Source organism: Sodalis sp. RH20, from assembly GCF_047324205.1.
Classification (GTDB): domain Bacteria; phylum Pseudomonadota; class Gammaproteobacteria; order Enterobacterales; family Enterobacteriaceae; genus Acerihabitans.
Map to the genome: position 1 here is coordinate 2,867,464 of NZ_CP178733.1, position 24,237 is coordinate 2,891,700.

Here is a 24,237-nt window from a genome sequence, read left to right on the forward strand (position 1 = left end):
GTCGCAATCGATGGAATTATCCTCACTGACCGCCGTTTCCCCCGTTGACGGCCGCTACGGCGACAAAGTCGACGCCTTGCGCGCTATTTTCAGTGAATATGGCTTGCTGAAATTCCGCGTCCAGGTGGAAGTGCGCTGGCTGCAAAAACTGGCGGCATGCGCCGATATCAGCGAAGTCCCGGCATTTGACAACCACGCAATCGCTTACCTTGATGATTTGGCCGCCAACTTCAGCGAACAGGATGCCGCGCGCATCAAAACCATCGAACGCACCACGAATCACGATGTGAAGGCGGTGGAGTATTTCCTCAAGGAACGGGTGGCGTCGGTACCGGCGTTGCACGCGGTCAGCGAATTTATCCATTTCGCCTGCACGTCGGAAGACATCAACAACCTGTCGCATGCGCTGATGCTGCAAACCGCCCGCCGGGACGTGATCCTGCCCTATTGGCGTAAAATCATCGACGGCATCAAGGCGCTGGCGCATTTGTACCGGGATATTCCGTTGTTGTCGCGTACTCACGGACAGCCCGCCACCCCGTCCACGGTCGGCAAGGAAATGGCGAACGTGGCTTATCGTATGGAGCGTCAGTACCGGCAGTTGTCGCAGGTGGAAATCCTCGGTAAAATCAACGGCGCCGTGGGCAACTACAATGCCCATATCGTGGCGTATCCGCAGGTGGACTGGCACCGGTTCAGTGAGGAATTCGTCACCTCGCTGGGTATTCACTGGAATCCCTATACCACCCAGATCGAGCCTCATGACTATATAGCCGAACTGTTCGACTGCATGGCGCGGTTTAATACCATCCTGATTGATTTCGACCGCGATATCTGGGGTTATATTGCCCTGAACCACTTTAAACAGCGCACCGTGGCCGGTGAAATCGGCTCTTCCACCATGCCGCACAAGGTGAATCCGATCGATTTTGAGAACTCCGAAGGTAATCTGGGGATGGCTAACGCCATCATGGGCCATCTGGCGGGCAAACTGCCGATTTCACGCTGGCAGCGCGACCTGACCGACTCCACGGTGCTGCGTAACCTGGGCGTCGGCATCGGTTATGCCTTAATCGCCTACCAGTCCACGCTCAAGGGCGTCGGCAAACTTGAAGTCAACGGCGATCGTTTGCTGGCGGAGCTGGATCAGAACTGGGAAGTGCTGGCGGAGCCGATCCAAACGGTGATGCGCCGCTATGGCATTGAAAAACCCTACGAAAAACTTAAGGAGTTAACGCGGGGCAAACGCGTTGACGCCGCCGGCATCCAGGCCTTTATCGACGGCCTGCCGCTGCCGGAAGAGGAAAAGACCCGGCTGAAGACGCTGACGCCGGCCAACTATATCGGACGCGCCGTTGCCATGGTCGATGAGCTGAAATAATGCCCGGCGTGTGAAATGCCCTAGCGAACGCTCCGGTTAAAGCTCCGTTGAACATAAGTTTAGCCATCCTCTGGGATACTCTCCCAAAAGACGTCCATCAGCCCAGGGGATTGTTTTTACAGATTGGCAGAGACGGGTGATTCAGGCTCGTTACTGGTGCTTTAACTTAGGAGTTGCGATGCGAGTTCTGGTTATAGAAGATAATTCTCTTCTTCGACATCACCTGACAGTACAAATGCGTGAAATGGGTCATCAGGTCGATGCCGCCGCCGATGCCAGAGAGGCGGATTATTTTTTGCATGAACACCCACCTGATATCGCCATTGTCGACCTCGGCCTGCCCGATGAAGACGGCTTGAGCCTGATACGCCGCTGGCGCACCCATCAGGTAAAAATCCCCATTCTGGTACTCACCGCGCGCGAGGGCTGGCAAGATAAAGTCACCGTGCTGGAAGCGGGCGCGGACGATTATGTGACCAAGCCTTTCCATCTGGAAGAAGTGGTGGCGCGCATGCAGGCCTTGATGCGCCGTAACAGCGGACTGGCTTCGCAGGTCATTACCCTGCCGCCGTTCCAGATTGATCTGTCGCGCCGCGAACTGATGATCAATAACGAACATATCAAATTGACCGCGTTTGAATACACCATCATCGAGACGCTTATCCGCAACGCCGGCAAAGTAGTCAGCAAGGACTCCCTGATGCTGCAGCTTTATCCCGACGCGGAATTGCGCGAAAGTCACACTATCGATGTCCTGATGGGGCGATTGCGAAAAAAAATGCAGGCCGATTATCCGTATGAAGTGATCACAACGGTTCGTGGGCAGGGTTATCGTTTTGATGTTAATTAAGATCTATGGCCCACTTCCCTTATCAACATAAGAAGCCCTTCTCGCTTCGCGTCAGATTCCTGCTGGCTACCGCCTGCGTGGTTCTGGCGCTTTCCTTATGCTACGGCATGGTGGCGGTCATCGGCTACAGCGTCAGCTTTGACAAAACCTCGTTTCGCCTTCTGCGCGGTGAAAGCAATCTGTTCTTCAGCCTGGCGCAGTGGAAAGACAACCAGCTGACTATCGCCGTTCCCCCCAACATCGACATTAACTTTGCCGCCCTGGTGCTCATCTATGACGATAAAGGCCAAATCCTTTGGCGCCAGCGCTATGTGCCGGCCCTGGAAACACGGCTGAAACCCGAGTGGCTGGCAAAAACCGGCTATTTCGAGCTGGATACCGATACCCGCACCAGCAGCGCGGTGCTGGGCGACAATCCCACCGCGCAGGACAAACTGAAAGATTTCGACAGCAGCGACAGCAACGCGCTGACGCACTCGGTGGCGGTGAATCGTTACCCGGCGACCGGGCGGCTGCCCCCGCTGACCATCGTGGTGGTGGATACCATTCCCCATGAACTGCAGCGCACCGACCTGGTCTGGGAGTGGTTCAGCTATGTGTTGCTGGCCAACCTGCTGCTGGTGGTGCCGCTGCTGTGGCTGGCGGCGCATTGGAGCCTGCGCCCGATCAAGGACCTGGTGCAGCAGGTCCGCGAACTGGAGGGCGGCGAACGGGACCGGCTGGATGAAAATCCGCCGCGCGAACTGGGCATTCTGGTGCGCAACCTGAATATTCTGCTGAACAATGAGCGCCAGCGTTACCAAAAATACCGCTCCACCCTGTCGGATCTCACCCATAGTCTGAAAACGCCGCTGGCGGTGCTGCAGACGACGCTGCGCTCCCTGCGCACCGGGAGGGAAACCAATATCGAGCTGGTGGAACCGATCATGCTGGAGCAAATCAGTCGTATCTCGCAGCAAATCGGCTATTACCTGCACCGTGCCAGCGTGCATTCCGATCATAACGTGCTCAGCCGCGAACTGCATTCCGTACCGGCGCTGTTGGACAGCCTGTGCTCGGCGCTCAACAAAGTGTATCAGCGCAAGGGGGTCTCCATTTCACTGGACATCTCCCCTGAACTGACCTTTATCGGCGAAAAGAACGACTTCATGGAGGTGATGGGCAATATCCTCGACAATGCCTGTAAATATTGTTTGGAATTTGTCGAGATCAGCGCGCGCGCGAACGAAAAAGAGCTGCACCTGCTTATCGAAGACGACGGACCTGGCATTCCCGCTTCTAAACGCACCCTGATCTTCAAGCGCGGTCAGCGCGCCGATACCCTGCGCCCGGGACAGGGCCTGGGTCTCTCGGTTGCGGCGGAAATCCTGGAGCAATATGAGGGCGATATCATCGTCGGCGAAAGCGCGCTGGGGGGCGCCCTGGTGGAAGTGATCTTCAAGCGCCAGCAGGGTTACCAGGACGACGACTGATCTACGCAAGCGGCCTATATTTTGATAAAGAAGCGCGTCCTTGGCCTATTTTATAGCGGTATTTTGCGGCATGTCGGATAATTTAACCCCCGTAGCCTACCGGCTTCCGTTATAATCCAGACAGGGTCCCTCACGGTGGAATAGGCTATGGATTATCAACTCGATCTTGACTGGAATGACTTTTTACAGCGCTACTGGCAAAAGCGGCCGGTCATCATTAAACGCGCTTTCAAGAATTTTATCGATCCCTTAACGCCGGATGAACTGGCGGGCCTGGCAATGGAAACCGAGGTCGACAGCCGCCTGGTCAGCCATGAGGACGGGCGCTGGCAGGTCAGCCATGGGCCTTTTGAGAGTTTTGATAAACTGAGCGAGACCAACTGGTCCCTGCTGGTCCAGGCCGTCGACCATTGGCATGAACCTTCCGCCGCGCTGATGCGCCCTTTCCGCCAATTGCCCGATTGGCGGATCGATGATCTGATGATCTCTTTCGCCGTGCCCGGTGGCGGCGTCGGCCCTCATTTTGATCAGTACGACGTGTTTATTATCCAGGGACAGGGCCGTCGTCACTGGCGGGTTGGCGATAAAAAGGCGCTGAAACAGCACAGCCCACATCCGGATCTGCTGCAGGTAGAACCTTTCGACGCCATTATTGATGAAGAAATGGAGCCGGGCGACATGCTGTATATTCCGCCCGGTTATCCGCACGAAGGGTATTCGCTGGAAAATGCGCTTAACTATTCGGTAGGCTTTCGCGCCCCCAGCGGCCGTGAGCTGGTCAGCGGTTTTGCCGATTATGTCCTGGCGCAGGAACTGGGCAGCCAACGCTATAGCGATCCCACCCTGACACCGCGCGCCGACCCGTCCGCCGTTCTGCCGGAGGAGATCGATGCGCTGCGCGCCATGATGATGGATCTGGTTCAGCAGCCGGACAGATTTAATCATTGGTTTGGCGAGTTTATTTCCCAGTCGCGCCATGAGCTGGATATCGCCCCGCCGGAACCGCCTTACCAGGCCGGCGAAATATACGATCTGCTGCAACAGGGCGACCAATTGCACCGTCTCGGCGGCCTGCGCGTATTAAAAGTTGGCGAAGAGTGTTATGTCAACGGCGAACAGATTGTCACCCAGCATAAACAGGCGCTGGCCGTATTGGCCGGCGCTTATGTCATTAGCGGCGCGCAGTTTGGCGCGGCGCTGGACGATCCTTCGTTCCTGGCATTGCTGACGGCGCTGATCAATAGCGGCTATTGGTATTTCAAGAACTAAAACGAGGGATTGAAGCGCCGTAGCGGGGGTTGCTGCTGTCAAACCCGCTGCAAGCCGACGTACACCAGGCCCGGTTTCCACCGGGCTTTTTCGTTATGCCTTATGCGGCAGGCCTTTCGCGCGCAACGCGGTCAGCTCGGCGATGCGCATAATCACCCGCACCGCTTTTTCCATGCCGTCCTGCGAGGCAAATTCATGTTTGCCATGGTAGTTATACCCGCCGGTAAATAAATTCGGACACGGCAGCCCGCGAAACGACAGCTGAGCGCCGTCGGTGCCGCCGCGGATCGGTTTCATTATCGGTTCCAGACCGCACTCGCGCAGGGCCTGCTGCGCCAGCTCGATGATATGCGGATGCTGCGCCACCTGCTCATGCATATTGTAATAACTGTCTTCAATAGTCAGTTCGATATAGCAATCCGGGTGTAGCCCCTTCCCCAGTTCTTCGGCGGTGGTGATCATAAACTGCTTGCGGTCTTCAAAACGCTGACGGTCGAAATCACGCACGATATAATGCATTTCCGCCCGGTCGACGCTGCCTTTCATACTGTTCAGGTGATAAAAACCTGCGTAGCCTTCAGTAGCCTCGGGCGTTTCGTCGGCGGGCATGCGCTGGTGAAAGCGCGTGGCCAGCGTCAAGGCATTCACCATTACCCCTTTGGCGGTGCCGGGATGCACGTTGTTACCGACAATTTTTACCAGCACCGACGCGGCGTTGAAGTTTTCATATTCCAGCTCACCGATGCCGCCGCCGTCCATGGTGTAGGCCCACTGGGCGCCAAAACGCTCGACATCAAAAAACTGCGCGCCTTTGCCGACTTCCTCATCGGGGGTAAAGCCGATACGGATATCGCCATGGGGCAGCTGTTTCTCCTTGATGCGCACCATAGCGGTAATGATTTCCGCTATGCCTGCCTTATCGTCGGCCCCAAGCAACGTTTTGCCGTCGGTAGTGATCAGGGTATGGCCCATCAGCTGATGCAAAACAGGAAACATTACCGGCGAGAGTATTTCATCACCGTTGCCCAAGGCGATATCACCACCGCGATAATTCTCGACGATCTGCGGATTGACATGTTTGCCGGTAAAATCCGGGGCGGTGTCCATATGGGAAATAAAGCCGATAACCGGCACCGGCCAGGCGACATTGGCAGGCAACGTCGCCATCAGGCAGCCATGATCGCTTAATGTCACCTGTTCAAATCCCAGGGCGGACAGCTCTTCCTGCAGCACATGAGCCAGTTTCCATTGCCCTTCGGTGCTGGGGACTTGTTTAACCCCCGGTTTTGATTGGGTATCGATGGAAACGTAATGTAGAAAACGATCGAGTAATTTGTCCATTTTTTCCGCCTGTCGCATCACTGGCACCTATTATGGGTAGCGATGATTTTGCAAATATTGTGTCAGGTCAGTTTTCATGGTTTTGACCTGCAAAAAAGCATAATTGCCTAAGCATAGCGTATTCCGTTTGCCGGCAGAACCTAAACCGGCGGGGTTTGACCTGAAGCATGATTTTATATCCTAGCGGGAAAGGGGTGTTGCCGGAGAATGCCATTGGCAGCCTGCGGGGGGCATATAGTGTGTAGGCTGGGATCGGCGGTTGCGCTTGCCGTCAGCGGGGCGGCGTATGTTGGCTGGGAGATGTTGCGCTTACCGTCAGCGGGGTGGCGTATGTTGGCTGGGGGATGTTGCGCTTGCCGTCAGCGGGGCGGCGTATGTTGGCTGGGGGAGGTTTTGCTTGCCGTCAGCGGGGTGGCGTGTGTTGGCTGGGGGAGGTTGCGCTTGCCGTCAGCGGGGTGGCGTGTGTTGGCTGGGGGAGGTTTTGCTTGCCGTCAGCGGGATGGCGTGTGTTGGCTGGGGGAGGTTTTGCTTGCCGTCAGCGGGGTGGCGTGTGTTGGCTGGGGGAGGTTTCGCTTGCCGTCAGCGGGGCGGCGTATGTCGGCCCGTGCGGGCAATCGACGAAGGGCCGGCAGTCGCCCCGGCCCTTTCGAATCCCGGGCTTCCGGCAGATCGCGCGCCGCTGCGCGGTGCCTTCCGTCCCGGCTGCCGCCCCTGGGACCGCACGGTACGCGCTCCCGGCGCGAACCGTGCTCTCGCCGCCTCCCTGCGGCTCGTCCGGTCGTCCGCCCTGCCGTCAGCGCGCTTGATGCCGGGTCAAGGTCAAGGTCAAGGTCAAGGTCAAGGTCAAGGTCAAGGTCAACATCAACATCAACATCAACATCAAAAATAAAATCAGATTGATGACCTTAGGCAAGTCTGTGGAAATACTGTCTTGCATGACCAGACTTTCGCACCGCCTGCACGTATTTACCCACTGATATAACAGTTAATTTAGACTCCAGTAGTCCACAATATTATTATTATCAAAGGTGACATAGAAACGATTGCCATGGATTTCAGTATTGCCGCTCATTTTCCCTGATACCTTGTTAGCTTGAGAAGAGGCTGAGCTGGCTGTACCAGCCAATCCTAGGGCACTGGAAATCGCGCCGGTACCAGGAATAAAACCGGTTAAACTGGATGCATCGCTTAGCGCGCCGTTTTTATGATAAACCCAGGTGACGCCATTGGATGATTTCTCATTTGAATCCGGTACGCCATACAAACTTTGAACTTGCTGTTGCGTGGTTTTACCCTTGATAATATGAGACTCAACGTAAGATGTGCTGAACTTATCTTCCCCTCCCATCATTCCACCCGAGCAAGCTGTAAGCGCGAGTACCATCATCAAGCCAAAAGCAGCCTTTTTCATTTTTATCTCCAGATATTCCTATAGTAAAAAAAAACAAACGAGCCAAACGAATCATAAATTTTTGTAACATGAAATTAATTAATATCCAACAATTTATCTTCACAATTTAAAAAATAATGCTTTACCTATTGATATATAAGCAATAAAACATTATGGGTTTGTAAAGAAAATGTGAGGAATGTCAATAATTGATTGCGCAGGCTGGATGAGATAATGCGCAGGACAGGCAATGGTGCGGCTCGCAGTTATTGATGTAGGAGAGTCTTCTGGGACCATTTTAATTAAGCATTATATTTTAATTAATAGGCTTTTTATAATTTTTCACCGTAGGCGACAGTAATATTGCCGTCGTAATATATCGCTTTTTTGTAATGAAATGGCGTTTAATCCTGGCGCCATCGAGAAAACCGATACGAATAAAACCTCAGACCGGGCGCTTCAATAAGCATTGTAACGCGGGACAGGTTTTGCCCTTGGCGCAGTCATGGCAAGCGAAACCCTCGCCGAACGACCAGATCCCGACCAAGCCCAAAGCAAACCTTACCCTCGCCGCGCGTCCCAATCCCTGGCAGCGGCAATTCTCCTCAACGCGCCACAGCGTTCCGATTTATCCCCGCTGCTCCACAAAGCCCTCAATAAACCGCGCCACATATGCCGGCACACATTCGCTCGCCGGACCGTAAATCCGCTCCTCGAACTGGCTCTCCACCTGGCTGGGCTCGAGGTTGAGCTCCACCGTCCTGGCCCCGCTTATTCGCGCCTCATGGACAAACCCCGCCGCCGGATAAACATGGCCGGAGGTGCCGATCGCCAGGAAATAATCCGCTTTGCCAAGGGCGTCGTATATGGCATCCATGCCCAGCGGCATTTCGCCAAACCAGACCACGTGCGGACGCAGCACCGCCGGGAATTGGCAGCAATGACAACGGTCGGTTTCCGTAATATCGTCGGTCCACTCGATAATCTGGCCGCTGCTGACGCAGCGCACCTTGAGCAGTTCGCCATGCATATGGATCACGCGCCGGCTGCCGGCCCGTTCGTGCAGGTTATCGATATTCTGCGTGACCAAAAGAAAATTATCGCCCAGCATCTGCTCCAGCTCCGCCAGCGCCACGTGGGCGGCGTTGGGCTTGATTTCCGGCTGCTGCAGCTGGCGGCGGCGGGCGTTATAAAACGCCTGCACCAGCTGCGGGTTACGCTGGAAGCCCTCAGGAGTGGCGACATCCTCGACCCGATGCTCTTCCCACAGGCCATCGGCGGCGCGAAAAGTACGAATACCCGATTCAGCCGAGATCCCGGCGCCGGTAAGCACCACTACAAAAGGTTTTTTCATCTTGGTTACCGCCATGGTGTCACGGTGAAAAATACGTGAGCGCAATCGCTGCTGCCTGAGCCGTTTACTTTTACGAAACCGGATTAACCGGCGATGAATACGCATGCTGCTGATTCCTTAATGCATGGCACGGATAGGCCGCAAGGCGTTTATAAACCGCTGAGCACTCTTGCCGGGTCGATACGGCTGGCCCGCCGCGCCGGATACCAACTGGCCAGCAGGCTAAGCAGCAGCGCCGTGCCCAGCACGATCGCCACGTCAAGCCAATGCAGTTCGGTTGGCAGGAAATCGATATAATAAATATCACCGGATAATAAATTATGCCCCAGCAAACGTTCGATCCCTTTAATCACATCCGTGAGGTTAAGCGCCACCAGCACGCCGGCCACCACGCCGCTCAGGCTGCCCGTAAGGCCGGCAAGCAGGCCATACCAAATAAAAATAGCACGGGTTAAGCGGTCTTTGGCGCCCAGGGTACGCAATATCGCAATATCGGTGCTTTTATCCTTAACCGCCATCACCAGCGTGGAAACGATGTTAAAGCACGCCACGCCAATCACCAGCACCATGGCCAGGTACATGATGGCGCGGATCATCTGGATATCCCGGTACATATAACCGTAGGTGCCCATCCAGCTGCGGATATACACATACGTTTTCGTCACCTCGCCCGCGTCCCGCACCAGCTTATTGGCGATGAAGGGATTATTCACCTTAATGGCGATGCCGCTGACGTCCTGGCCTTTATCCAGGTACTGCTGGGCATCCGCCAGCGGCACCATGGCAAAGCTGTGATCCAGCTGGCCGCTGAGCGCCAGGATACCGCTCACCTGCAGGCGGATACGCTTTGGCTCCAGCAGTTTCATTTGCGGATCGCTGTTGGGGATCATCACGGTCAGCCAGTCGCCCTGCTTGACATCCAGGGCTTGCGCCACCCCCTGGCCGATAATGATCTGCTGCTTACCGGCACTGAACGCCTGCCAGGCATTATCCTGGACATAGCGCGGCAGCGCGCTCAGGTTGGACTCTTGCCGCGGGTCGACGCCTTTGATCTGGATGGCCTTGAGCTTAACACCCCGCTCCACCAGGCCGGTGAAAGTGATGTAGGGCGCCGCCGCGGCGATGCCCGGCACTTTTTCAATCCGGGTTAATATCGCCGGCCAGTCGGTAAAAGGCGGGTTAACCGGCTCGATTTCGCCATGCGGCACTACCGCTAAAATACGGTTATTCAATTCGCGCTCAAAGCCGTTCATGGCGCTCAGGCCGATAATCAGTACCGCCACGCCGAGCGCGATGCCGACGGTGGAGATAATCGAAATCAGCGACACCATGCCGCCGCGACGCCGGCCGCGGCTAAAACGCAGCGCAATTTGCAACGAAAGCGGAAATCCCCTCATTCCTGCGCTCCCAGCAGGTCGCCGTCCCGCCGCAGCTGGCCGTCGCGCATTTCCAACTGACGGTTCAGGCGCCGCGCCAGGTGAAGATCGTGGGTGACGACTAAAAACGCGGTGCCCTGGCGCATATTCAGTTCGCCGAGCAGTTCAAAAATACTGTCGGCGGTGCGCTGATCCAGGTTGCCGGTAGGCTCGTCGGCCAGTACCAGCGCCGGATGGTTGACCAGGGCGCGCGCTATCGCCACCCGCTGCCGCTCGCCGCCGGATAACTCGGCAGGACGGTGATGGCCGCGTTTATCCAGCCCGACCGACGCCAGCATTTCCCGCGCGGTAGCCTTTGCCTGCTGCGGCGTGGTGCCGCCGATAAGCAGCGGCATGGCGACATTTTCCAGCGCGGTGAAATCCGGCAGCAAATGATGGAACTGATAGATAAACCCCAGCCGGCGGTTACGGATCTCCGCGCGCGCCTGGGAGGATAAGGCCGTCAGCTGCTGGCCTTCAAAAATCACCTCGCCGGAGGTCGGCTCGTCCAGGCCGCCGAGCAAATGCAGCAGGGTACTTTTACCCGAGCCCGAACTGCCGACGATGGCCATCATCTCGCCCGGCAGCATCGAAAAGGACACGTCGCGCAGTACATCGGTAAACAACTTGCCTTCCTGGTAACGCTTACTCAAATTGTTACACTGCAACAAAGGAGCATTATTCATAACGTAAAGCCTCAGCGGGATGAACGGCGGCCGCGCGCCAGGAAGGATAAAGCGTGGACAGTAGCGCCACGACCATCGCCAGCACGGCGATGGTGGCAACCTGCAGTGAGTCGATATCGACCGGCAGCTCCGCGCCATCGAGGAAAGCGCCGATCACCGGCATTAAATTATTCAGTTGGCTGGCCAGCAGCACGCCCAGGCCGGTGCCCAGAAGGGCGCCGATAATGCCGGCGCCGGCGCCCTGCACCATAAACACCAGCATCACCTGGCGCCGGGTCAGGCCGAGGGTCTGCAGAATGGCCACCTCACCCTGTTTTTCCATCACCAGCAGGCCGAGCGAGGTGATAATGTTGAACGCCGCCACCGCCACTATCAGGCTCAGCAGCAGGCCCATCATGTTCTTTTCCATGCGCACCGCCTGGAACAGCTCGCCTTTGCGCTCGCGCCAGTCCTTCCATTGGGTGCCTTCGGGAAGCCGCTGGCGGCTGACCGCCTCGACGTCCAGGGGCTTTTGCAGCCACAGGCGCCAGCCGGTGATATTGCCGGCCGGGTAGCGCATCAGGCGCGAGGCGTCCTGCTGGTTGGTCAACAGCTGGTATTGGTCCACCTCGCTGTTGGCGGCAAAGGTGCCGGCCACGGTAAACAGGCGTTGGCTGGGAATGCGGCCCATCGGCGTAAACTGGCTTGAGCCTGGCACCATTAACCGCAGCTGATCGCCGCGTTTCACGCCGAGTTGTCCCGCCAGCTGTTCGCCGAGGATAACCTGGTAACTCCCGGGCTGGAGCGCATCCATATGGATGTTAACCAGGTAGCGGGCCAGCGGTTCGGGATCCTGCGGATTGACGCCCAGCATGACCCCGACGGCTACGCTGCGCGCGCTTTGCAGCACCACGTCGCCGGTGGTCAGCGGCACGATACGGCTGACGCCCTTAAGCGCACCTAGCGCCGAGGGCGGAATGCGTTTAGGATCAAGCGAGCCGCCGGGGGTGGTAATCAATGCCTGGGGCATGACGCCGAGAATGTTACCTTCCAGCTCGCGCTCGAAGCCGTTCATCACCGATAATACGGTGACCAGCGCCATGACGCCGAGGGTAATGCCGATGGTGGATAGCCAGGAGACAAAGCGCCCGAAGCGGTCTGATGCCCGCCCGCGCATGTAGCGCAGGCCAATATATAATGCGACAGGTTGATACATTGAATTCCGTTTGGATGCCGGTTGCCAAAGCAAAGTGATCAAGGATAATAAAGGGTCGTACCCTATTATGGAACTACTAACCGCCGCTACCGCCGGCTTTTATTCTTGTTAGGCTGCCTAACATAAGCCATCATGCTCAATGCACGCACGTTTCGCCATAGTCCATATCGTATTGGCCCCGGCGCAAGAGAAGAGATCTGACCACTGTTTATGTCCGAACAATATCGTTATACCTTACCCACTAAACCCGGTGAACAACGTTTATTGGGTCAACTCACCGGCGCCGCCTGCGCCGTCGAATGCGCCGCCATTGTCGATCGCTACCCCGGTCCCGTGATGCTGGTGGCGCCGGATATGCAAAACGCCCTGCGCCTGCACGACGAAATCCGGCAGTTTACGCGCCATCCGGTGATCACCCTGCCCGACTGGGAAACCCTGCCTTACGACAATTTTTCCCCGCACCAGGAAATCATATCCGATCGATTGTCGACATTATATCAACTGCCGGCCATGGATCGCGGGGTCATTATCCTGCCGATCAATACCCTTATGCAACGGATATGCCCCCATTCATTCCTGCACGGCCACGCGCTGGTGATGAAAAAAGGCCAGCGCCTCTCCAGGGACAAGCTGCGCGCGCAGCTGGAGCAGGCCGGCTACCGCAGCGTGGATCAGGTCATGGAGCACGGAGAGTACGCCACGCGCGGCGCCCTGCTCGATCTTTATCCCATGGGCAGCGAAGAACCGTACCGGATCGATTTTTTCGATGATGAAATCGACAGCCTGCGCATTTTTGATGTCGACAGCCAGCGCACCCTGCACGAAGTGGATCAGATAAACCTGTTGCCGGCCCATGAGTTTCCCACCGACAAAACGGCCATTGAGCTGTTCCGCAGCCAATGGCGCGAACAGTTCGAGGTCCGGCGCGACGCCGAGCATATCTACCAGCAGGTGAGCAAGGGCACCTTGCCTCCGGGCATCGAATATTGGCAACCCCTGTTTTTCAGCGAACCGCTGCCGGCATTGTTCAGCTACCTGCCCGCCAATACCCTGCTGGTCAATACCGGCGATCTGGAAGCCGGGGCCGGGCGGTTCTGGGCGGATGCCGTGGCGCGTTATGAAAACCGCCGGGTGGACCCGATGCGGCCGTTGGTGGCGCCCGAAATGCTGTGGCTACGGGTCGACGGGCTGTTCAGCGAGCTGAAAAACTGGCCGCGGGTACAGTTGATCGGCGAGCGGCTGGACGCGAAAGCCGCCAATATCAATATGGAATATCAGCCGCTGCCGGACCTGGCGGTGGAGGCGCAAAACAAAGCGCCGATGGATAAATTACGCCGGTTCTGCGAGCAGTTCGACGGCTGCGTGATTTTTTCGGTGGAAAGCGAGGGACGGCGCGAAACGCTGCAGGAACTGCTGGCGCGCATCAAGATCAACCCCAAATTAATCGCCCGGCTCGATGATGCCCAAGGCCCCGGCAACTACCTGATTATCGGCGCCAGCGAACGCGGTTTCATCGATCAGTTCCGCGGGCGCGCCCTGATATGCGAAGGGGACCTGCTGGGGGAAAGGGTAAGCAGGCGGCGTCAGGATAACCGCCGCGCCATTAATGCCGATACCCTGATCCGCAACCTGGCGGAATTGCATCCGGGCCAGCCGGTGGTGCACCTGGAACACGGCGTCGGCCGCTACGGCGGCATGACCACCCTGGAAGCCGGCGGCATCAAGGCCGAGTACCTGATCCTGACCTATGCCGGCCACGATAAGCTGTATGTGCCGGTTTCCTCGCTGCATCTGATCAGCCGCTATTCCGGCGGCGCCCAGGAGAACGCGCCCCTGCATAAGCTCGGCGGCGACGTCTGGTCGCGCGCGCGGCAGAAAGCGGCGGAACGGGTGCGCGACGTGGCGGCCGAACTGCTGGATATCTATGCGCAACGGGCGGCGAAGGTGGGCTTTGCTTTCCGGCAAAACCGCGAGAATTACCAGCTGTTTTGCGAGGGTTTCCCCTTTGAGCCCACGCCCGACCAGGCACAGGCGATTAACGCGGTGTTAAGCGATATGTGCCAGCCTCTGGCCATGGACCGCCTGGTGTGCGGCGATGTGGGGTTCGGCAAAACCGAAGTGGCGATGCGCGCCGCGTTCCTGGCCATTGAGAATCATAAGCAGGTGGCCGTGCTGGTGCCGACCACCCTGCTCGCCCAGCAGCATTTCGATAATTTCCGCGATCGTTTCGCCAACTGGCCGGTGCGCATCGAGATGATTTCCCGGTTTCGCAGCGCCAGGGATCAGGCCCAGGTCCTGGAGCAGACCGCCGACGGCAAGGTGGATATCCTGATAGGGACCCACAAGCTGCTGCAAAACGAGATTAAATGGCGCGATCTGGGCCTGCTGATTGTCGACGAGGAACATCGCTTCGGGGTGCGCCATAAAGAGCGCATCAAGGCGATGCGCGCCGATGTGGATATCCTGACCCTGACCGCCACGCCCATCCCGCGTACCCTGAATATGGCCATGAGCGGTATGCGCGATCTGTCCATCATCGCCACGCCGCCCGCCCGCCGGCTGGCGGTAAAAACCTTTGTGCGCGAATACGACAGCCTGGTGGTGCGCGAGGCTATCCTGCGCGAAGTGCTGCGCGGCGGGCAGGTTTATTATCTGTACAACGATGTAGAAAATATTGAAAAAGCCACCCATCGCCTGCAGGAACTGGTGCCGGAAGCACGTATCGCCATCGGCCACGGCCAGATGCGGGAACGGGATCTGGAGCGGGTGATGAATGATTTCCATCACCAGCGCTTCAATGTCCTGGTCTGCACCACCATTATTGAGACCGGTATTGATATCGCCAATGCCAATACCATTATCATCGAGCGCGCCGACCATTTCGGGCTGGCGCAATTGCACCAGCTGCGCGGCCGTGTGGGGCGCTCCCATCACCAGGCCTACGCCTACCTGCTGACCCCGCCGCCCAAGGCCCTGAGCCAGGATGCGTTAAAACGCCTGGAGGCCATTGCGTCGCTGGAGGATCTGGGCGCGGGTTTCGCCCTGGCCACCCACGATCTGGAAATTCGCGGCGCCGGCGAACTGCTGGGAGAAGACCAGAGCGGCCAGTTGCAAACCATTGGGTTTTCATTATATATGGAACTGCTGGAGAGCGCGGTGGACGCGCTCAAGGCCGGGCGCGAACCCTCGCTGGAGGATTTAACCAGCCAGCTCACGGATGTGGAGCTGCGCATGCCCGCCCTGTTGCCGGAAGACTATATTCCCGACGTCAATACACGTTTATCTTTCTATAAACGCATCGCCAGCGCGCCCGATACCCGGGAAATTGAAGAGCTGAAGGTGGAATTGATCGACCGCTTTGGGCTGTTGCCCGATCCGGCGCGTCATCTGCTGGATATCGCCGGCCTGCGGCAACGGGCGCGCAAACTGGGTATCAAACGCATCGAGGGCAATGAAAAAGGCGGGTTTATTGAATTTAGCGAGAAAAACACCGTGGATCCGGTCTATCTTATCGGCCTGCTGCAGCGCGATCCCAAGACCTTCCGTCTCGACGGCCCGACGCGGCTGAAATTCATCAAGCCACTGCCGGAACGGCTGGAACGACTGCAGTATGTGGATCAACTGCTGGCGGGACTGGATCAACATCAGGTTCCCGCCTGAGTCCGTGACTGCCCGGACGGCTTGTCCCGGGCAGTCACGCAGCGGCTCGATGCGGATGACGGCCACCGGCGCTGTTGCGATTGCGGTACTAGACCTGTTTGTTCAAATCCAGACGGCCTTTGCCATCCAAGGGAATCTGCGTGCCTGGATCATGATCCATGCGGATTTTCCCCTGTTCATCGCCGATCTTGTAGGTAACATCGTAACCCAATAGCTTCTGCGATTTATCATAAACCGTCTGGCAGCGCTGCTGGGTGGTGGTATAGGTGTCGCGATTTTGCAGATTGCCCTGTACCTGGTTGCCGGTGTATCCGCCCGCCAGCGCCCCCGCCACCGTGGCCACGTCCTTGCCGCGCCCGCCGCCGAACTGATGCCCTAAGACGCCGCCCGCCACCGCGCCGAGCAAAGAACCGGCGATTTTATTTTCGTCCTGCACCGGACGGCGATGGGTAACGGCGACATTCCGGCATTCCTGGCGGGGGGTTTTAATGGTTTCATTGATTGGCGTTGCCGTGACTACCTGCGCATATCGCGGACCAGAGGAGAACACATCCAGTCCGGCAACCGCCGCAATCCCTGACGCCGCGGCAATCCCGATACCGACACCGGCCAACATTGATTTATTCATGGGAAATCCTCCTGAAGTAATAACCCACGCATTCACTGGCAGCAACCGGATCCCAGAGGCAGTCGATTACGCTAACTACGCCTGGGTTAATGACTGCCGGCCCTCTCCGGACGCTAGCGCAAAACGGAACTCATGGACTCCTCCGGCACGGCGTGCGTGATTCGCCCACCGGATGAACCGAAGTCTGCACAAAGCAGGCGACAGCGGCAATAAGACTAATAGCCAAAATAGGGCATTTATGCATGCGCCAAAGCCAGTTTGGGATAATTCCTAGGGGTTTAAGCGCCATTATCGGCGTTTTATGCTAAGGGTAAGCATTGCTAATACAATATGTTAGCGCCGCAAACCGTGTGATTGCCGCGTCAGCTTGGGCATATTGCAGGGAAAGGGGGCGCAGAGGCATTAGCCGGGCAGATTTTCCTGCCCGGCGGCAGGCTGGCGCCGAACCTGGCGCAGCCGTATCAGAGGGAATGCCTGCCTGCAATTAATGCAGTTTTAAATGCGGCCGGATCACACGGTTAATCCGCCCCACCAGCACGATAAGCCCGGTTTTGAACAGGCCGTGCAGGGCCACTTGATGCATGCGGTACAGAGAAATATACACCGCGCGGGCGATACGGCCCTCTATCATCATGGAGCCGCGCATCAGATTGCCCATCAGGCTGCCCACGGTGCTGAACCGGGATAGCGATACCAGGGAGCCGTGATCCTTATAGACATAGGGTTTCAGTTCCCGGTCTTTTAACAGCGCCAGGATATTAGCGTACGCCCGGCTCGCCATTTGGTGCGCGGCCTGGGCGCGCGGCGGCACAAACCCGCCGGCGGGTTGCGGACAGGACGCGCAGTCGCCGATGGCGAAAATCGCGGGATCGCGGGTGGTTTGCAGGGTGGGCGTCACCACCAGCTGATTGGTGCGATTGGTTTCCAGCCCGGCGATATCCTTCAGGAAATCCGGCGCTTTGATGCCGGCCGCCCACACCATCAGTTCCGCCGGGATAAACTCGCCGTCCTTGGTGGTCAGCCCGCCTGGCCCGGCACTGGTCACCAGCGTCTTGGTCAGGACCCGGACGCCCATTTTTCCCAGCTCATGGTGAGCCGAGGCGGAAATACGCGCGGGCAACGCCGGCAGGATACGCTCGCCCGCCTCGACCAGCGTTACGTTCAGCGCCTGGTTATCGAGGCCTTTAAACCCGTAGCTGTGCAATTCCTGAACCGCGTTATGCAGTTCGGCCGACAGTTCCACGCCGGTGGCGCCGCCGCCGACGATGGCGATATTCACGCGCTCATCCGGGCCGTGCGGCTGGGTGGAAAACTTCAGGAACAGATTGAGCATTTCATTATGGAACCGCTGGGCCTGCGCGGGATTGTCGAGGAAAATACAATTTTCCTTCACCCCGGCGGTGCCGAAGTCGTTGGATACGCTGCCGAGCGCCATCACCAGGATGTCATAAGGCAGCTGGCGCACCGGCACCAGCAGATCGCCGTGGGCATCGCGGATTTCATCCAGCTGCAGCGTTTTATCGTCGCGGTTAATATTGCTCAGGCTGCCCATCTGGAAAAAAAAGTGATGATTGCGGGCATGGGCCAGGTAGCTGATGGCATCTACGCCTTCATCCAACGAACCGGTGGCCACCTCGTGCAGCAAAGGTTTCCATAAATGGCTGTGATTGCGATCCACCAGGGTGATGTCCGCCTTTTTACTGCGGCCCAAGGCGGATCCCAAACGGGTGGCGAGTTCCAGGCCGCCGGCGCCGCCGCCAACGATAACAATCTGCTTCAGGGGTAATGACAAAATAACCTCCAAATGTAAACCAATCGTTAACTAAGAGTAAAAATAAATACCCTTATAAAACACGTGGTTACCTTCAAATAAACTGTTGTTGCTGCAAGATTACCATGAAGGGTCATTTGGTCATACCAAAATTGATATAAATCAATTTTGGCCTAATAAGGCAGAGAATAAAAACGCAACCGGGCACCCGCGCACAGGCGCCCTGATGCCGGTTGGCCGGGGCGCTTAACCCAGCGCCTTGAAACTCTGGATCCTCAGCACATGGGGGGCGATATTTTTGAATTTATGGCTTTGCTCCTCATCCCAGATAATCTCGTAAAACGGCGCCAGCAGCGCCGCGCTGCGGCGACTGTCCAGGGCTTCATCATTGCGCGAAAGCAACACCAGGCAGCGGTCGCGGTTTTTCTCGCGGAAGTTCTCCACGCATTTGGTGGCGATATCCACGTACTCTTCCGGACGATCGATTTTGCCCGGCATATTCTCATCCGGAAATAAATTCGGATTAACGATCACCTGGCGCATGTCGCACAGGAACCCGATGCGCTCCGCCCAGAACCCGCCCAGTCCGACGCCGCAAATCAGCGGACGCTCGTCATCGGTCAGTTGCTGCATCTTGTCCACTTCTTTTAACAGATGCTGCATATCGTGGCGTGGATGACGGGTGCTGTAGCTTATCAGCCGCACATCGGGGTCGATAAACTGAAGCTGCAGCACTTTTTCATGATTACCGGGACTGTTGGAATCAAAACCATGCAAATAGATAATCATCACTATCCTCGTCGCTCAATAAGTCCGGACGCTGAACGTCAGTGGTCCGGGAATTCTATCCGCCGCTGTTTTTCCTCGGCCCACTGCGCTCCCAGCAGCGTAAGCTGTTGATGCACCTGCCGCCAGCGCGTGGAGCCGAGCAGTTCCTTACGGGAAATCACTCCCCGATGGTATAACGTCTCGAGAACGTCGACTTTGATCGGTGACAGATTATCCAGCACCTTGATGGCCCCGGCGCGGTTATTGCACACCAAAATCATATCGCAGCCGGCATCCAGCGAAGCCTGCGCCCGCTCGGCATAGCCCCCCATCACCGCCGCGCCTTCCATGGAGAGATCATCGGAAAAAATAATACCGGCAAAGCCCAGCTCGCGGCGCAGAACCGTCTTCAGCCAAAAAGCGGAAGCGCTGGCCGGCAGGGGGTCCGCCTCGGTATAAACCACATGGGCGGGCATAATGGCGTCCAGCGCGCCGCGCGCGACAAGCGTGGTAAAGACGTGCATATCATGGGCGCGAATCTCGTCCAGGGGACGGCCGTCGACGGGCGTTTCCTTATGCGAGTCGGCGGTCACCGCCCCGTGGCCGGGGAAATGCTTGCCCGTGGCCTTCATGCCGGCCTGATGCATGCCGGCGATAAAATTTTCCGCCAGCTCGATGGCCGGCTCCGCCTGATGGTGAAAGGCGCGTTCGCCGATAGCCAGGCTGCCATGCCCGATATCCAGTACCGGCGCAAAACTGATATCGATATCCATGGCGGTCATTTCCGCCGCCATCAGCCAGCCGGCGTCGCGGGCCAGGGCCGTCGCCTGCGCCATGGGGCGCAGCGCCGCATACGCCTGGGCGGCGGGCAGGAGGGTAAATCCTTCACGAAAACGCTGTACCCGGCCCCCTTCCTGGTCCACCGCCACCACCAGCCGCTGGCGCGACGCGCGGCGAATTTGCGCTACCAGCGCTGCCAGCTGATCGGGATCGTGATAGTTGCGGGTAAAAATAATCACGCCGCCCACCATCGGGTGCTGCAATATTTCACGCTCTTCGTTATCCAACTCATAGCTGGCGACATCTAACATCAATGGACCCACGACAACCTCGTTCAAAACGGTAAACCCAAATGGCGGCGCAGCGGCGCCGCATGCCGCAAAAAATGCCGTTGGCGCGTTTGCCGCCAGCGGACTTCGTACCACATCAACATCAGGTAATCGACCCACGGCGCCCAGGCGGCAATGCGCCGCCGGAGAACGGCCGTGGCATAGCCAGGGGAGCTTGAGCCGGCCTGGTAGGCGCGCAGGAAATCCGCCTGCAGACCTTCGTCCAGCCCGTTGCCGCGAAACAGCGCCGCCAGTTCCAGGGCGATATCGCCGTCGCCGGCGTATTCCCAGTCAATCAGCCGCAGCCCGCCGTCAGGCGCGCGCAGCACATTGCCGGGGTGGATATCCATATGCAACGGCGCGCAGCACAGCGGCGCGGGCATTTTGGCGCGCATAAACCGCTGCTGCAGCCGCAGCCAGGCCGGACAGCGGCGCGCCGGATCGCTGGCCTGCCAGTAGGCGGCGTACCGGGCCCGCAGGGCAATAGGATAACCGTGGCGCGGCCCGCGATGCAATTGCGCCAGCACGGCGGCAAGCTGGCCTCCGGCAACCGCCGCCTGCCACCCGGCCGGCGTCAGGCATTCCCCGGCAAGCCACTCCAACAGCAGCCATTGCGCCGTACCGGCCAGCGGCTTTGGCGCCGGGGTGCCGGCGGGCAAGCGCCGCAGCAGGCGATATTCCCGCCGCCGGTCCACGCCCAGCAGCCGTTCAGACGGCGTCGCTTCCCGCGCGATGAGATCCCCACCCGCGGCGCTGACCCGCCAGCTGGCGCCGGTCAGGCCATGCACCGGCGCCACCCTCCGGCCGGCGACATTCATCGCCGGCACCTGCGTCAACAGAACATCAAGGGAGACGCTACTCTTGCGCAAGCCCTTTACCCGACCAGACAATCTCGCCGGATTGCACCAGCATTAACTGCATCTCGATGTCGGGCAGTTTTGCATCGCCATTGGCGTCGCTGTAAAGCACATATTGCGCATTGAGATAGCGCGCCAACCCTACCGCCTTGCTGCGCGACTCCAGACTATCGTCCACCGACAGTCCCAGGGTCTGCTTGGCCGACGCCATCTGGTCCTGGCTGATGATGGTAAAGGTCTTATCCGCCGCCAGGGCGCTGTAGATTGCGGCGGTAGCTTTGCCGGTCTGTATGCTGCCATTGGTATTGTTTTTCATGCTATTGATCAACAGTACGCTGCCAGGCGCGATCCCCTGGGCGCCAAGCATTTGCTTGACCAGCGGCGCGACGCTTGCCGGCCAATCCAGAGTCCTGAGCTTAGGCGGCTGCGGTACCGGCTGCGGCTGTGGCTGCGACGGAACCGGCTCAGGCGCCGGCACCGGCTGGGCCGGTTCAATAGTGGCGGGCGGCTGCTCCGGTTCCGGCGCGCGCGTCGGACATCCGGTCAGCACCAGCGCGGCTAATGCGACAAAGAGATACTTTTTCATCATCCATCACTCAAACATAGGTTACAAAAACAGATAGAGGCGAACGCGCCTGGCCTCGAGATTACCGGTGATGGATTCAACGGTGACATCGGCGCCCGGCGGGATCACCAGTGTACGGGTAGCGGGGAAAGGCAGTACGTCCAGACCCTGCGGGTCGTACCAATAAAACCGGTAATTGACGGTAACGGCATGATCCTGTCCGTTGCCGATCGTGGCGTGCGCACGGCGGCGGCCCTGGTCGTCGCCGATGGTGGGCGCTTCGGCGGTAATCCCGGCCGTCATTACCGACGGATCCATAATCAGCGTCTGCCGATCGTTAATCATCAGCGTCTTGTTATGACTGGCGGTACAACCCGTGATAAGCAGCAGCATGGCTAAAAACGGCGGCGTAAAACGCATAGGCCTCCCCGATTGCTTGTGTGTCCCATCGCCCTGCGGCCGCTCAAAAATTCACCAGCGGACCGAGCGCCCTGCCGCCGAGAAGATGCATATGCAGATGATAGACTTCCTGGCCGCCGTGGCGGTTGCAATTGACTATCAGGCGAAAGCCGTCTTCGGCGATGCCTTCCTGCCGGGCAATTTTGGCGGCGGCGGTAAACATGCGGCCCAGCGCCGCCTCGTGTTCGGCGGTAACGTCGTTTACGGTTGGGATCAGGATATTGGGTACGATCAGGATATGGCTTGGCGCCTTGGGGGTAATATCACGAAAGGCAGTAACCAGTTCGTCTTGGTAAACGATTTCCGAGGGTATTTCCCGGCGAATAATTTTACTGAAAATAGTTTCTTCAGCCATGACATCTTTCCTTGTATCAAAACAGGTTAGTGCATGGAGTATGAGCGACTTACCCCCATTATTTCAACCTTGGGATGGTTTTATTACAGCGAGGGACGGTACGCGCGGGTACGGTGGGCAAAAGCATCAATGGCGTGCACATGTTATCGGCAGACTATAAGGGAGGCCTTCGCCCCCCTGTGGTACTGCCGCACGCGTTATAGCGCCATCATGACACGCTATGGCGCATATATTCATCCATATCGGTTTTCAGGTTATCCGACTTGGTGCCGAATATCGCCTGTACCCCGGAGCCGGCCACGACCACGCCGGCCGCGCCGAGCAATTTCAGCCCTGGCTGGTCCACCTTGGAAATATCCGCCACGCTGATGCGTAAACGGGTAATGCAGGCATCCAGGTTGGTGATATTGTCCCGGCCGCCGAACGCCTTGACCAGCGCTCCCGCCATTTCCGTGCCGCCCTGGGCGATCTGCTGGCTGCCTGTCGCTTCACGGCCGGGCGTTTTCAAATCCAGTTTGACAATCAATACCCGGAAAAGGGTGTAGTAAACCAGGCCGTAGAGGATACCCACCACCGGGAACAGCCAAATGCGGCTGCTGTTGCCGCTCAGCACCACAAAGTCGATCAGGCCGTGGGAAAAGCTGGTGCCGTCACGCATGCCGAGCAGGATACATATAGGAAACGCCAGGCCCGCCAGGATGGCGTGGATCACGTAAAGAATGGGGGCCACAAAGATAAAAGCGAATTCAATCGGTTCGGTAATGCCGGTCAGGAATGCGGTCAGCGCGCCGGAAATCATGATGCCGCCCACTTTGGCGCGGTTTTCCGGTTTAGCCGAATGCCAGATGGCAATCGCGGCGGCCGGCAGTCCGTACATCTTGAACAGGAAGCCGCCGGACAGCTTGCCTGCGGTGGGGTCGCCCGCCATATAACGCGGTATATCGCCATGGAACACCTGGCCCGCGGCGTTGGTGAACTCGCCCACCTGCATCTGGAACGGCACGTTCCAGATATGATGCAGGCCGAAAGGCACCAGCGCGCGTTCCACCAGGCCGTAGATGCCGAAGGCCACCACCGGGTTCTGGTATGCCGCCCATTGGGAGAAGTCCTGGATGGCCGACCCGATCGGGGGCCAGATAAAGGATAAAACGACGCCGAGCAGGATGGCGATCAGGCCGGAAATAATCGGCACGAAACGTTTACCGGCAAAAAAGCCCAGGTATTCCGGCAGCTTGATGCGGTAAAACCGATTGAACATATAAGCGGCGATGGCACCCGAAATAATGCCGCCCAATACGCCGGTGTCGGCCAGATGCTTAGCGGCGATTTCCTGCGCCGGCAGGCCGAGAACCAGTGGCGCCACTACCGCCATGGTTTTCACCATGATGCCGTAGGCCACTACCGCCGCCAGGGCGGAAACGCCGTCATTATTGGTGAACCCCAGCGCCACGCCGATGGCGAAAATCAACGGCATATTGGCAAAAACCGAACCGCCGGCCTCCGCCATGACATGGGAAACAACGGCGGGTATCCAGCTGAATTCAGCGGAACCGACGCCGAGCAGGATGCCGGCAATCGGTAATACGGATACCGGTAGCATTAGCGATTTACCTACTTTTTGCAGGTTGGCGAATGCGTTCTTAAACATAATGATGAATGCTCCTAGTAATAATGCCGGATCCGCCCGCGCCAGGGCGCGAGCTCAAATTGCG

20 protein-coding genes are annotated in these 24,237 nt (G+C 57.9%); 5 read left to right on the forward strand and 15 right to left on the reverse strand.

The genetic code is table 11. The features are described from left to right. Window positions 1-10: 10 nt before the first annotated feature. The 4 genes from purB (at window position 11) to ACL2XM_RS13210 (ending at window position 4,972) form a co-directional block, all read left to right on the forward strand. The gene (purB, locus tag ACL2XM_RS13195) at window positions 11-1,381 is read left to right on the forward strand and encodes an adenylosuccinate lyase (protein WP_413722438.1); all 1,371 of its coding nucleotides are present in this window, start codon (window positions 11-13) and stop codon (window positions 1,379-1,381) included. A gap of 178 nt (window positions 1,382-1,559) precedes the next feature. After that, window positions 1,560-2,231, forward strand: a complete 672-nt coding sequence (gene phoP, locus ACL2XM_RS13200; protein WP_162364562.1) for a two-component system response regulator PhoP — start codon at window positions 1,560-1,562, stop codon at window positions 2,229-2,231. A 5-nt stretch (window positions 2,232-2,236) separates the two neighbouring features. Beyond that, the gene (gene phoQ, locus ACL2XM_RS13205) at window positions 2,237-3,703 is read left to right on the forward strand and encodes a two-component system sensor histidine kinase PhoQ (protein ID WP_410015731.1); all 1,467 of its coding nucleotides are present in this window, start codon (window positions 2,237-2,239) and stop codon (window positions 3,701-3,703) included. A 147-nt stretch (window positions 3,704-3,850) separates the two neighbouring features. Next, window positions 3,851-4,972, forward strand: coding sequence for a JmjC domain-containing protein (locus tag ACL2XM_RS13210; protein WP_410015732.1), 1,122 nt, complete (start codon window positions 3,851-3,853; stop codon window positions 4,970-4,972). Window positions 4,973-5,065: 93 nt separating this feature from the next. Here ACL2XM_RS13210 and pepT read toward each other — a convergent pair whose 3' ends face one another. From pepT to lolC, 6 genes are all read right to left on the reverse strand, one after another. Continuing rightward, a complete protein-coding gene (gene pepT / locus ACL2XM_RS13215; protein ID WP_413722436.1) occupies window positions 5,066-6,313 on the reverse strand; it encodes a peptidase T in 1,248 nt (415 codons plus the stop codon). 985 nt (window positions 6,314-7,298) lie between these two features. Beyond that, window positions 7,299-7,724: a hypothetical protein gene (locus tag ACL2XM_RS13220; RefSeq protein ID WP_413722435.1), complete on the reverse strand. Its 426-nt coding sequence runs from the start codon at window positions 7,722-7,724 to the stop codon at window positions 7,299-7,301. A 607-nt stretch (window positions 7,725-8,331) separates the two neighbouring features. Further along, the gene (gene cobB / locus ACL2XM_RS13225; protein ID WP_410015735.1) at window positions 8,332-9,162 is read right to left on the reverse strand and encodes a Sir2 family NAD+-dependent deacetylase; all 831 of its coding nucleotides are present in this window, start codon (window positions 9,160-9,162) and stop codon (window positions 8,332-8,334) included. Window positions 9,163-9,206: 44 nt separating this feature from the next. Then, entirely contained in the window at window positions 9,207-10,454 is a 1,248-nt protein-coding gene (lolE, locus tag ACL2XM_RS13230) for a lipoprotein-releasing ABC transporter permease subunit LolE (protein WP_410015736.1), read from the reverse strand. Then, window positions 10,451-11,158, reverse strand: a complete 708-nt coding sequence (gene lolD, locus ACL2XM_RS13235; RefSeq protein ID WP_410015737.1) for a lipoprotein-releasing ABC transporter ATP-binding protein LolD — start codon at window positions 11,156-11,158, stop codon at window positions 10,451-10,453. Before lolD ends, lolE begins: the two co-directional genes overlap by 4 nt. After that, a complete protein-coding gene (gene lolC, locus ACL2XM_RS13240) occupies window positions 11,151-12,353 on the reverse strand; it encodes a lipoprotein-releasing ABC transporter permease subunit LolC (protein WP_410015738.1) in 1,203 nt (400 codons plus the stop codon). The genes lolD and lolC overlap by 8 nt, the downstream gene beginning before the upstream one ends. 210 nt (window positions 12,354-12,563) lie before the next feature. Here lolC and mfd point away from each other — a divergent pair, with 210 nt between their 5' ends. Beyond that, complete coding sequence (mfd, locus tag ACL2XM_RS13245) at window positions 12,564-16,013, forward strand: transcription-repair coupling factor (RefSeq protein ID WP_413728666.1); 3,450 nt, start codon at window positions 12,564-12,566, stop codon at window positions 16,011-16,013. A gap of 88 nt (window positions 16,014-16,101) precedes the next feature. Here mfd and ACL2XM_RS13250 read toward each other — a convergent pair whose 3' ends face one another. From ACL2XM_RS13250 to ptsG, 9 genes are all read right to left on the reverse strand, one after another. Then, window positions 16,102-16,641, reverse strand: a complete 540-nt coding sequence (locus tag ACL2XM_RS13250; protein ID WP_410015740.1) for a glycine zipper 2TM domain-containing protein — start codon at window positions 16,639-16,641, stop codon at window positions 16,102-16,104. 484 nt (window positions 16,642-17,125) lie between these two features. Next, entirely contained in the window at window positions 17,126-18,433 is a 1,308-nt protein-coding gene (locus ACL2XM_RS13255) for an NAD(P)/FAD-dependent oxidoreductase (protein ID WP_410015741.1), read from the reverse strand. A gap of 225 nt (window positions 18,434-18,658) precedes the next feature. After that, window positions 18,659-19,201, reverse strand: a complete 543-nt coding sequence (ycfP, locus tag ACL2XM_RS13260; protein ID WP_410015742.1) for an alpha/beta hydrolase YcfP — start codon at window positions 19,199-19,201, stop codon at window positions 18,659-18,661. A gap of 38 nt (window positions 19,202-19,239) precedes the next feature. Beyond that, window positions 19,240-20,283 carry a beta-N-acetylhexosaminidase gene (nagZ, locus tag ACL2XM_RS13265; RefSeq protein ID WP_410015743.1) on the reverse strand — a complete coding sequence of 348 codons (1,044 nt, stop codon included), beginning with the start codon at window positions 20,281-20,283 and terminating at the stop codon, window positions 19,240-19,242. Window positions 20,284-20,294: 11 nt separating this feature from the next. Further along, the gene (locus ACL2XM_RS13270) at window positions 20,295-21,158 is read right to left on the reverse strand and encodes a phosphotransferase (RefSeq protein ID WP_413722433.1); all 864 of its coding nucleotides are present in this window, start codon (window positions 21,156-21,158) and stop codon (window positions 20,295-20,297) included. Next, entirely contained in the window at window positions 21,145-21,732 is a 588-nt protein-coding gene (gene lpoB, locus ACL2XM_RS13275) for a penicillin-binding protein activator LpoB (RefSeq protein WP_410016580.1), read from the reverse strand. The genes ACL2XM_RS13270 and lpoB overlap by 14 nt, the downstream gene beginning before the upstream one ends. A 21-nt stretch (window positions 21,733-21,753) precedes the next feature. Next, on the reverse strand, window positions 21,754-22,131 hold the full coding sequence (locus tag ACL2XM_RS13280) for a YcfL family protein (RefSeq protein WP_410015745.1): 378 nt from the start codon (window positions 22,129-22,131) through the stop codon (window positions 21,754-21,756). A 43-nt stretch (window positions 22,132-22,174) separates the two neighbouring features. Then, window positions 22,175-22,525, reverse strand: a complete 351-nt coding sequence (gene hinT / locus ACL2XM_RS13285; RefSeq protein ID WP_410015746.1) for a purine nucleoside phosphoramidase — start codon at window positions 22,523-22,525, stop codon at window positions 22,175-22,177. 208 nt (window positions 22,526-22,733) lie between these two features. Beyond that, on the reverse strand, window positions 22,734-24,173 hold the full coding sequence (ptsG, locus tag ACL2XM_RS13290; protein ID WP_410015747.1) for a PTS glucose transporter subunit IIBC: 1,440 nt from the start codon (window positions 24,171-24,173) through the stop codon (window positions 22,734-22,736). Window positions 24,174-24,237 lie beyond the last annotated feature (64 nt).